Annotated in this window: 4 protein-coding genes; all 4 read right to left on the bottom strand. The window is 57.3% G+C overall.

What is annotated here, in order from left to right; translation table 11 throughout:
- Window positions 1–461: gasdermin (locus JE47_RS0119530; protein WP_031461356.1), on the bottom strand; the 461-nt coding region annotated here is incomplete at its 3' end.
- On the bottom strand, window positions 458–1,534 hold the full coding sequence (locus JE47_RS0119535) for a cell division protein FtsZ (protein ID WP_031461357.1): 1,077 nt from the start codon (window positions 1,532–1,534) through the stop codon (window positions 458–460). The genes JE47_RS0119530 and JE47_RS0119535, both read right to left, overlap by 4 nt.
- Before the next feature lie 146 nt (window positions 1,535–1,680).
- A complete protein-coding gene (locus JE47_RS0119540) occupies window positions 1,681–3,588 on the bottom strand; it encodes an N-acetylmuramoyl-L-alanine amidase (RefSeq protein ID WP_031461358.1) in 1,908 nt (635 codons plus the stop codon).
- Between the two features lie 33 nt (window positions 3,589–3,621).
- Window positions 3,622–4,665: CHAT domain-containing protein (locus JE47_RS0119545; protein ID WP_031461359.1), on the bottom strand; the 1,044-nt coding region annotated here is incomplete at its 5' end.

Raw genomic sequence — 4,665 nt, forward strand, 5'->3', positions numbered from 1 at the left:
GGCGTTTGCTCGAAGAGAATGGCTGCTGCCGGATTGGTGCGATCAATGGCCCGGCCAGCTAATGCCCAGCCCAACGCATTGACATCGTAGGCAACCCGCATTGCCGTTGGAAACGAAAACGCAACGGTAGACACACCCTGGAGCGAGGTAGACAGGTTGGCGGTCGGCGCCCCAAAGCCGTAGAGGAATCCGCGTAGGATATGGATGCCGAGATCAAGACTGACTCGCCGCGAGCGCCGCCCACTGACATCAATGAGCTGTGACACGGCAGGTTGGACACTCAGAGGACTGGAATCGGTCAGTAGCGGTAACAATGAACCACGAAAGATACTTCGTCCATTCCGATGAACGACGACCGATAACGGACGGATGCGAGCATCAGGTACCCGCACGGCATTCGCGCCAAACAGATCGTACACTAGCGTAACGAGTGGATCATTGGTGCAGAGGTGAAGTATCATAGGCTACCTCGATGGTGTAATTTCAAAAAGGGTGGTAGATCGTCAGGGTACAAATGGTTCGATGCAGATACGATGTTTGCCGGGCGTACTGAGCGTAACGGTTGGCGAAACGATTCAACCTCGCTGGCAATCAGCGTCACCCGCACACGATCACGATGGGCAGGGTGGGGCGAAGTTACAACCCCGATGACTGGATCAATCTCGTTGTTGATCGTGCGATGAATCTGCTCGATCGCCTGCTGAACATCGAACAGACCAAGCTGACTCCCACCAATAATCGACACAAAGACCCGGCGCGCCTTCAACAAATTCCCTTCCAGGAGATCACATTTAAGAGCATGGTGCATCGCACGTTGTGCGGCATCGCTCCCCGAGGCGCTACCAATACCGAGCATCGTTTGTCCGGCATTACTGAGCGTTTGCCGTATATGCGAAAAATCGAGTTGCATCAGTGACGGTAATGAGAGTTGATCAACAACGCCACTGATCGCGGCGCCCAGGATGGTGTTGCTGTAGGTTAGTGCAACGGATAGCGTCGTGCGCGGATCGACAACATTGAGAATTTTCTGGTTGGAGACAACCACGACGGCATCAGCTTCGCTGGTTAGTGCCGTTAATCCCTGTTCAGCGGTTCGACTACGCTGACCCTTTTCAACGTAGAATGGCATCGTGACAAAGGCCAGGGTGAGCGCACCGAGCTGGCGGGCAAGACGGGCAACAACCGGCGCAGCACCGGTACCGGTACCCCCACCCATACCGGCAACGATCACAACCAGATCGGCGCCGCTCAACACCTTTGCCAGCGCCGGCTCACTTTCTACCGTTGCCGCTGCGCCGACTTCCGGCCGCCCACCAGCTCCTTTACCGGCAGTACACTGTGGCCCCAGCAAAATGCGCGTGGGCACATTCGTGCGACCGGTCAGGTCTTGGTGATCGGTATTTGCAACGATCAGATCGACCCGGTCGGTTTGGAGCTTCAACGTACTGACCAGATTTCCGCCACATCCGCCCAACCCGATCAGTTTGATAGTGATCGGAGGGTAGGGGTGAAACGAAGGTGTTGTTGGCTGCATAGACCTCCCATGTGTTTCTGGCAGCCGGTGATAGCAATAGCCCGGCTCTTCGTTTGCAGACAGGATTTGTTCTCACTTTTTTGCTCTCACACTGGGAAGAGGAGAAGAGAGATACTGCTGTCGGGAATGGCATTCGCAAACCCATGCTAAGAATCACCTGTCAGACTACCTGATCGCACCCGATCGTGACCGATCTGAAAATGTCGTTGCAGCCATCGTACCAGCGTGCGCACTGCCTGCCGTAGCACTGGTGGAGTGTGATCGAGCGATCCTTCGACAGCGATCACCAGTGCGCGCTGGTCGAGTTGTTCGGCAGGTAGACCAATACCGCGTGCAGCACGTGCCACGTAGCGTTCATTCCGTAACCGAAAAATGGTTCCAGTATGATCAATATAGTAGTGCCAGCGCGCCTCGATGTGTGCGTTGCATAGTGAAAGGCTTGCTGGCCCTGGTGCTGGCACTACCAGGATGGTGTCAATGGCACGTCGCCGCAGCTCACCATCACCGGCAAACAAGCTGACGTCGATCAGTGGTCGATGCTGCCGCGGTGGCCCCAAGACGGGCTGGTTTCTGATGACCGGCAGTGAGCCAAATTGATGACCGAGCCGTGACAAGCGGACAATGCCGCTCGTGAACTGACGACGTGGGCCAAGCAGGGTTGTTAACCGGCCAAACGGATGACCGGGCGGTAATGGTTGCTCGAGTGGCCAATCAGGGGTTGGCAATCGACAGGCAACCACATCGAGCGCGAAGGGCATCAGTGCCATCGGCACGCCAGCAATCAGCGCAGTTTCGGCCTGACCAAGTGGTGCGCCTAATTCCTCATCGAGTGCATAGCGTACCAGTGCCGCATCTGCCTGATACCGTCGCCCGGTACGTAAGGTGAAGAGATCATCGAGGATGAGGTGCGCTAATTGCGCTGCCCGGTCGCGGCTTATACCGGCGAGCAGTATTTCACCTGCTGCCGCACGACGGATTTCACTGAGGCGGTAGATAATTTGCCATTGACCAACCGGCGAGCAAAGGCTATCGAGGGCGAAATGCTGGCAGGCAACATTCCAGCCTGGAGCCAGCGTCAGCCGATGATTGTGACTGATCGGCATGCCAAGCTCACTGATATGAGCGAGAAAATATTGGTGAAATGCCCAGCCTGGCTGGAAGCCGTTGATCGGATCGGCCGCTCGGAAGATGGCTTCCAGCAAGGTCAGGCGTTGTGGGCTGGCTGGAATATCGCTCAACCGTCGAACTGGCTCATCGGTGCGTATCGTATCATCGGGGCCAACGGCCGCAAACAGCGCATCACGTGCGTATACCTCAACCAGATAGCGCGTGCCATCTGGGAGTGACAACACCCGTTCGCGATCATCAGGCGCCGATGCTGGCCGTGGCGCCGGTGGACGGGCCACCAATGAAGTCACCGGCATCCCCAGATGAGTCGTGCGCGCTACGGTAAAGAAGGGCCAGTTGGCAGGAAGACCACTGCCGGCGGCCCGGTATGCAACATCGAGCATATGTTGCTGCAACTGTTCGGCCGGCGGTAACGCCGGCTGACCGGGGAGATCAGCAAAGACCTCGGCAAGAAAGCGTTGCCAGGGAAACCCGGCTGGATCAGTCTTCCGACCAGGTGAAATGTCAAGATGGCGTACTACCTGGTGTGGCGGAATCTGATACTTCTGCACTAGCTCACGAGTCAGCCAGCATGCTGCGGCATACTGTTCAGGCGGATAGGGATCACGGCCGTCGTTGCGATTCTCTAACTCGATCCCTAATGACACTTCATTACACCCGATAACCGTGCGTCCATCGACCTCCCAACGGCTTATACCAGCGTGCCAGGCAATATCGCGATCGGCAACTAGTTGGAAAATCTGACCGCTTTTGTTGATGTAGTAATGTACCGAAACTTCACGTCCCGGTGCACCACCCTGACGCAACCATTTCAGATCGCCAGGGTAGGTACCGGCGGTCGCATGCAACACGATCATGCGAATACGATCCGGGGTGCCCGGTTTAAAATGATTGCGGAGCATCCCAACCCATTCAATCTGATACATGCCTCACCTGATCCTGGAATAGGTATTCTCGAATCATTCACTGCGATGATGATGACGTTGACGTGCCCACTCTTCCTGGATACGCAGACGGCGAATACGTGGTGTCTGACGGGAGCCAAGCGTCAGTGCTGGCGGCTGATCGCTCGGTGGTCGTACATAGACTGGCCCCTGGCTCCGGCTACGCACGTACAGGGCCGGTACAAACCATGACACCTGATCCGTCTCACTGACGTACAATGCGATGCGGGCCGCCGCCAGTGCTTCCTGAACACTGCGCCCCTGTGCCAGTCCGGCGTACACAATGCTGGCAATGCGGGTTGCGGCATCGGCACGAATAGTAAACTGCATGCCGATCACGACCGGTACCCCGGCCAGACTGAGTGCAGGGGCCACACTACCAAGCAGATTCGGGCCTGGGGTGGTCATGGCGCCCTGACAGGCATGCAATACAACCATTCGCACGCTACCCAGAGCAGCCGCTAATGCCCCGGATGGTATCCACTCTTCCCCACCACGTTCACTGTCGAGCAGTAGTGCCCCACTGCCCTCTTCATACCGTCCGTGACCGTAATAGTGGATCACATCGGGTGACCACTCGCGAACGACCCGTTCCAGTTCGCGGCGCGAAACAGGACTCAGCTCACGTATTTCTGCCAGGTTTCGTTCGAGGAGCGGTTGCAGGGCATGCATTCGTGCACTCCGCTCGATCTGGCGTAGTTCGGGTGGAATGCCAGCCTGTGGTGAAAGTGCTAGAATGCGCAGCGCCCCTAGCCCCGGTACATGTGCCGGTGGCGGACCGGTATGCTTCAGACGACGCTCAATCGTTGCTGCCAAGCGCCGTTCGGCTAAGAGTGGCGTCGGTTCATCGGCCCAAAGCAGCTCCCATGGTAGTGATGCCAAGGCGACATCAGCCGGAGCATGGGCATTGAAGTGACACGAAATCAGCAACGGACGATCAACTGCCAGCGCATAGGCTCGCACGATCTTCAGGGCCTCGGCGCCGCGCTTATCGTGCGTCAGCGCTCGAAAGAGACGGCGTCCGACCCGGTACGGTAAATCGGGCGGAACACGCCAATC

This window comes from Chloroflexus sp. MS-G, assembly GCF_000735195.1.
GTDB lineage: Bacteria > Chloroflexota > Chloroflexia > Chloroflexales > Chloroflexaceae > Chloroflexus.